Raw genomic sequence first — 5,667 nt, forward strand, 5'->3', positions numbered from 1 at the left:
TCATGAAAGCATTCCTGCGTAGCATGTTTCGCCGAAGAGGCGGCGAGACCTACAACCCAGAAGTTATTAACCGGCAGATGAAATACGGCGTCTACTGTCAGAAATGACAGGTCGGGCAGGTTATCCGACAGGTGGAAGATGTCATCGGCGCTATGGCGCGGATTTCGTCGCACGATGGCTGCGACCTGATGGATGTGCTGGGGTGGCGGCTGCGGGTTTGACTGCTGAAGAGGTGCAATGAAGCAGTCAGGTCAAAACCAGGCTGACGAAAAATGAAAGGGGGGAGCAAAGCTCCCCCCTTTATGACCCAAATAAATCGGTCACCTTTTCCCGTCCGTTGGCGCTAGGGCGGGCCAGAATTTTCAATACACGTCAAATGACCATATATTCTCACCGTCCTGGCCGAGGATTGTCACAACCTTGATCTCGAAGTGGCCTCGATTGAAGCTCTGGACGCCTCCTTTGGTGAGCTTGAAGTTGGTTGAGTCTCCTTCGTCATTCTGATATTGCCACGCCGCCCATTCGCCGCCGTTACTGCGTAAATAGGCTGTGCCGCTGATAGCTACGTTACCGCGCCGGCCGGTTATGAACGTCGGGGGACCTTGAAATGGCCATGGGGTGCTACCGCCGTTCGCAACCGCGCGACCGTTGGTGAAACCGGTGATAACGGGACGGATGAGAGGCAGTATCTTAATACGCCAAGCATTGGACTCTGGGTTATTGCCATACATCGCCTTGGCGGTGAGTAGGTGGTCCTCCGGAGTGAGTGGACCCACCAGTCGATTCCAGTTGCCGTCGCCGTCGACGTCGACGTCGGTTATATAGGTGGTATGGTCGAAGACTTGGAGATGCTCGTTCTTCTGGGCCGTGCCATACAGGATGAAGGTGGTCGCGTAAGTATCACTACCGTTGGGGATTACAGCATTATTGGTGGGATCCCGGACCGTGGTGATGCTCGGTGCCAGCAATACAACAGTCTTGACGGTATAGGTGCGCAGCGGAAAGACGGTGGCGGCATCCCCCGAGGTGGAACCGTTGAATTTGATCTTGAGTTCCACCGTCAACGGGGTGTTGTCTCCCAGTTCTTCCAACTGTGCGCGTGGGATGTTTTTTGAAAGTCCGTTGGGTACTTCCGTCGGAATCACTTCCGACGCAGTGTACAGGGTGATGATGTGATCACTGCCATTGGCCTTTTTACCCAGGCAGCGCAGCCAGACTCTTTGCCCCGCCGCGATACCAGGCCATGGGCTCACCTTGACGGTGGCATCGCCCGCGAAGGTGCTCAGGTCGAGGGTCGCGCCGGTGCCATTGTTTTCGGCTTGCTGGATATAAGGTTTGTTCTGATCGGTCAGGGTAATGACGGTAAACGTCCAGGCCCCTGACACCGGTTCGCTGCCATATTTGGCCTTGGCGGTGAAGCTGTGGGGACCGGGTGCCACGGCGATGGGCGTGGTGGTGGTCCAGGTGCCACCGGTGGCGACGAAGGTGCCCTTGGGTGGTGGGGTGTCGTTGTCGAAGAGGTCAATACTGAATCCAGGGCTGGCGCGGCCAGTCAGAACCACCGAGGTGGCGGCGGTGACACCGCCGTTGGGGATGGCAGGGGTGGCGCTTTCGCTGACCGCTGTGATGGTCGGTGTTGCAGAGGCCTGCACGTTGAAGCCTTTGGCCGCCGAATCGGGCACGCCAGCGCCGTACAGCGCTCTGGCCTTGATGCTGTAGGCCTTGACGGTCAGCCCTGTGAGGGGAGTGGACCAGTTCGTGCTGTTGGTAGGAACCCTGAACGGGTTGCCAATATTGGCTGGACCGTCCAGCAACTGGATCTGTTGACCCTTGCTGCCCGTGCCGGTGACGGTGACACTGGTCTCGACAGTGGTCCCGTCGACAACAGAGCCCTGGGAGTCGCGGATATCGGTAAGGGTCGGGACAACCACCTCGACCACGGTTAAAAGGCGCACGTTTGAGAACACCGGACTGACAGGATAGGACGCCTTGGCATACAGACGGCGTGAACCGATATCGACGGTTATGTCTTTTGTCCAGATACCCGTGTTTGCATTGGCTGTCGCGTCGCCCTTGAGAGCCGCACCGTTTCCAGTCCCCTCGTAAATCTCGACTTTTTGCCCCTTGCTTGCTGTACCCGTGAGCTTCAATGTGAGGCTGACTGTCGTGGTGCCGTCCGGAATTTCAACTTCGCCGGCGTCTTTGACGCTGTCGAGGGTCGGAGTGATCAGTTCGATGGCCCTGACGGTATAGGCGCGCAGCGGGAAGGCGGTGGCGGCATCCTCCGAGCTGGAACCGTTGAATTTGATCTTGAGTTGCACCGTTAACGGGGTGCTGTCTCCCAGCTCTTCCAACTGCGCGCGTGGGATGTTTTTTGAAAGTCCGTTGGGTACTTCCGTCGGAATCACTTCCGACGCCGTGTACAGGGTGATGATGTGATCACTGCCATTGGCCTTTTTACCCAGGCAGCGCAGCCAGACTCTTTGCCCCGCCGCGATACCAGGCCATGGGCTCACCTTGACGGTGGCATCGCCCGCGAAGGTGCCCAGGTCGAGGGTCGCGCCGGTGCCATTGTTCTCGGCTTGCTGGATATAAGGTTTGTTCTGATCGGTCAGGGTAATGACGGTAAACGTCCAGGCCTCTGACACCGGTTCGCTGCCATATTTGGCCTTGGCGGTGAAGCTGTGGGGACCGGGTGCCACGGCGATGGGCGTGGTGGTGGTCCAGGTGCCACCGGTGGCGACGAAGGTGCCCTTGGGTGGTGGGGTGTCGTTGTCGAAGAGGTCAATACTGAATCCAGGGCTGGCGCGGCCAGTCAGGACCACCGAGGTGGCAGCGGTGACACCGCCGTTGGGGATGGCAGGGGTGGCGCTTTCGCTGACCGCTGTGATGGTCGGTGTTGCAGAGGCCTGCACGTTGAAGCCTTTGGCCGCCGAATCGGGCACGCCAGTGCCGTACAGCGCTCTTGCCTTGATGTTGTAGGCCTTGGTGGTCAGTCCCGTGAGGGGCGCGGTCCAGGCGGTGGTGCCGAAAGGAATGTCGATCGGACCGCCAATGGCGTTGTCTCCGTCCATCAATTGGATCTGTTGACCGCTGCTGCCCGTGCCGATGACAGTGACGCTGGTCTCGGTAGTGGTCCCACCGACCACCGAGCCCTTGGAGTCGACGATATCGACAATGGTCGGGGTGACCACGGCGGTGACGATAAAGGCTTTCATCGCCGAGTCGGGTAGGCCTGTGCCGTACAGCGCTTGTGCCCTGATGTTGTAGACCATGGGAGCCAAGTTTGTGAGGATAGCGCTCCAGTTCGTGCTGTTGTCAGGAATCCCGACCGGATTGCCAATGGGGCCCGTTACGTTCATGAGCTGAATCTGTCGACCGCTGCTGCCGGTGCCAGTGACGGTGACGCTGGTTTCGACAGTGGTCCCGCCGACCACAGTGCCCTTGGAGTCGGTGATATCGGTCAGGGTTGGTGCCACCAGTGCAACAGTCTTGAGGGTATAGGTGCGCAGCGGAAAATCGACCGCGTTGGCCTGGGTCGAGCTACGATCAAAGGTCACTTGCAGCACGACATTCAGTGGCGAACCATCACGCAACTTCTCCAGTTCGCTACGCAACAGCTCCTCGGACAATCCGTCCGTCATTTGCGGGGCACCGATTATGGAAGCCGTGTAGAGGGTGATGGTATAGCGCGAGTTGTCAATCGCCGTCCCCTCGACGCGCAGCCAGACGCGCTGACCGGCGGCGATCAGCGGCCACGGTGCCACGGTGACCCGCGCATCGCCGATAAAGGTCGACAGATCCAGTTCACTGCCAATGCCGCCTTGCGCGGCCTGGGGAATCAGCGGCATGGGCAGACTGATGTCGGGTATCGCCTGCACGTTCAGCGTCAATGCACGGGACGGCTCGGATTCGCTGCCGCCGCTAGGGGTTACGGTGTAAGTGACCGTCACCGACCGGTCCAGGTTGTAGGCGAGGACCGAAACCGGAAGAGGGATCTCTCGGCTGCTCGGCAGCGCTAGCAGCGGGGTGGTGTACGAACCACCGCCAGGTGCGCCGGCCCAGGTCACTCGGACCTGATCACCGGGTTGGATGCCGTAATTCGGAATGACCACGGTCAGGTCATCCTTGGCCGCCACCGGATTGAGTTGCTGGTTGGGCGATACTCCGGTGGCCTGTTTGACGCTGGGGGCGGCCAGGTCCATGGGCGTGCCGATATACATCGGCAGGACCTCCGAGGGACTGATCCTTCCCGTCACACGGGTCACCCAATAGGAGGCCTTCACGGTGCCCCCCTCGTTATTCTTGACCAGATCAAAATGGATGGAGAAGGGGATGTCCGAATTCTCGTTGATTTCAGTGACCGGGGCAGAGTCGATTTTTATCCCGGTTCGCGAGCCGTTCCAGACATAGTGCACCTCATCACCGCGAATCTGATCGGTATATTGCCGGACAATCAGCCGGGTACCGTTGGGTACATCCGCGGGGTCGAGAACGCCGCCCTGTTCGCGTTCGACCACCGGAGGAGGCAGCTCGGCGACGGGCTCGCCGATGTTCAGCAGGTCGGCATGCAGGGACTGGCGACTGACGACTTCGCGAGCCTCCGTATCGCGCAGCAGCAGATAGAAGAGCTCCAATGTGCCGCCATCGATGGCGCGCAGATGCTCCCCGTCGACCGAGATGTAGAGCGACTCTTTGTCCCTCTCTTCGCCATCGCTGATCAGGCGAGGGGGAAGGGTTGGCAAGTAAATCTGGGGGCCTCGCGTGCCGAGCCACTTCAGGTCGATGACTTGCCCTTTGGTCATGCTTTCATCCCAGGGAATCTCGATCAGGGTGCTGGGCAACGCTGGATCAAGGGTGCCGGCGATAGCGTCCTTGGCGATGGGCGCGGCCAGTTGCGTGGCCTCGCCGATGACCTCGATGAACTGGCTTTTGGAGAGCCGGTCGTCGGAGCCGTCCGACTTGATCAAACGGTAGGAGAATGCCGCCCGGGTGTTGACCAGGAGACGGACATCGATGCTGGGCAGTGGTATATCGATCACCTTGTTAATACTGTCGATCTGTACCAGGGGATAGGTTTTATCCACCGCCTCGCCATCATTGGTCACGCCTCTGAGGCGCATCTCGATCTCGTCCCCCACGGCAAAACCGCTGCCGACGGCAATGACTTGCGCGGTCACTGTGTCGGGGTCGGGCAAGTCATCGATGTCCAGTTTGTTGTTGTCCGCCTCCTTGATAAGCGGTGCGCCGAGCCGTGGGCTGCCGGTGTCAACGTCGATATAAGTCGTGGCGCTCCAGTCCTCGGAGCGGTTATTGACCACATCCAGGACATAGAAAGCCACGGGAATGCCGTCGGCCTCGGAGTCGCCTTCCTTGTCGATCACCGCCTTGTCGACGGTGATGACAATCACGTGGTTGTCGGGGTCGTTGGCTTCCTCGTCAGTCACGACGTGCTCGATTTTCTCGCTCCCCCAGTACAGGAAAATGCGGTCGCCTTCTTCGATATTGGGATAGGCCGGCATCCCGGCAACGGGGGATTTGATTTCGATCGGAACGAAGGGGGTATCGGCATCGACGCCCTCCAGGAGGATATCTTCGGGAATCACCATATGCAGTTCGGAATGGCCGGGAGTACCGGGGTCCATGTCGCGTCCGCCGGGGCGTGTC

The 5,667-nt window shown here is 59.5% G+C and carries 1 protein-coding gene; it reads right to left on the bottom strand.

What is annotated here, in order from left to right:
- Window positions 1-362 precede the first annotated feature (362 nt).
- Window positions 363-5,645 (bottom strand): hypothetical protein, encoded by a 5,283-nt coding sequence (locus tag HX830_RS31790; protein WP_177104797.1) that lies wholly within the window; start codon window positions 5,643-5,645, stop codon window positions 363-365.
- Window positions 5,646-5,667: the final 22 nt, after the last annotated feature.

Source organism: Pseudomonas gingeri (assembly GCF_013385425.1).
GTDB classification, from domain to species: domain Bacteria; phylum Pseudomonadota; class Gammaproteobacteria; order Pseudomonadales; family Pseudomonadaceae; genus Aquipseudomonas; species Aquipseudomonas gingeri_D.